Raw genomic sequence first — 1,024 nt, forward strand, 5'->3', positions numbered from 1 at the left:
ACCTGGGCCTGGTCGGCTTCGCCGGCACGCCGTACCTGCTGGTGTCGCCCACGCCGCAGCACCAGGCGACGATCGACGCGCTCAAGAAGCTCGACTTCGCCGACAGCACGGCCACCGGAGAGGCCATCTTCACCGCCCTGCACGCGGTGAGCGCCCTGGCCATCACCGGCGGCGACACCCCGCCCCCGGCCCGCATCGTGCTGCTGTCCGACGGCGGGGAGAACAAGCCGTCCAATCCCAGCGACCCGCACGACGGCGCCGAGAACGTGCCGCTGGACGCCAACGCCCCGCAGGGGGCGTTCACCGCCGCCCGGGCCGCGAAGGCCGCGGGCGTGCAGATCTCGACCATCTCCTTCGGCACGCCGTACGGGACCGTCGAGTACGAGGGCGCCACCATCCCGGTTCCCGTCGACGACCAGACGCTGCAGAAGATCTGCGAGATCACCGACGGCCAGGCGTTCCACGCCGACAGCCTGGAGTCGCTGAAGAACGTCTACTCGACCCTGCAGCGCCAGATCGGCTACGAAACCGTCAAGGGCGATGCCAGCCTGGCCTGGATGCTGCTGGGGGCGGTCGCCTTGGCGAGCGCGATCCTGGCCGGCCTGTTCCTGAACCGCCGGCTGCCGTCCTGAGCGATCAGACCGGCAGCCGCCGGTTGATCAGCAGCGCCAACGCCGTCGCGATCAGGGCGGTGATCACGCCCAGGCGCAGCCACCCGGCGCTGCCCGGCCCCGCCACGGTGCGATAGCCGATGTCCTTCTCGATCGCGTTGTAGCTCTTGTTGAGCTCGGCGATGTTGCTGGCGGTGTAGGACTGCCCGCCGGAAAGCTTGGCGATGGTCTTCATCTGGTCCGTCGAGACCGGGACGGCGACGCGCTGCCCGTCCATCTCGATCTCGCCGGTCTTGGTGCCGAACGAGATCGTCGAGATGGGCACGCCCTCGTCCCGGGCCAGCCGCGCCGCCGTGTAGGCCCCGTCGTGCGGGTCGCTGGGATTGGACGGCTTGTTCTCCCCGCCGTCGGAC

At 70.1% G+C, this 1,024-nt stretch carries 2 pseudogenes; one reads left to right on the forward strand and one right to left on the reverse strand.

Going from position 1 to position 1,024, the window contains the following annotated elements:
• A pseudogene (locus A5681_RS00005) lies at window positions 1-632 on the forward strand (VWA domain-containing protein); the annotation flags it as partial.
• 4 nt (window positions 633-636) lie between these two features.
• On the opposite strand, the pseudogene A5681_RS00010 reads toward A5681_RS00005, so the two are convergent.
• Window positions 637-1,024 (reverse strand): annotated as a pseudogene (locus A5681_RS00010) (hypothetical protein); the annotation flags it as partial.

The organism is Mycobacterium scrofulaceum, from assembly GCF_001667885.1.
Lineage (GTDB): Bacteria > Actinomycetota > Actinomycetes > Mycobacteriales > Mycobacteriaceae > Mycobacterium > Mycobacterium scrofulaceum_C.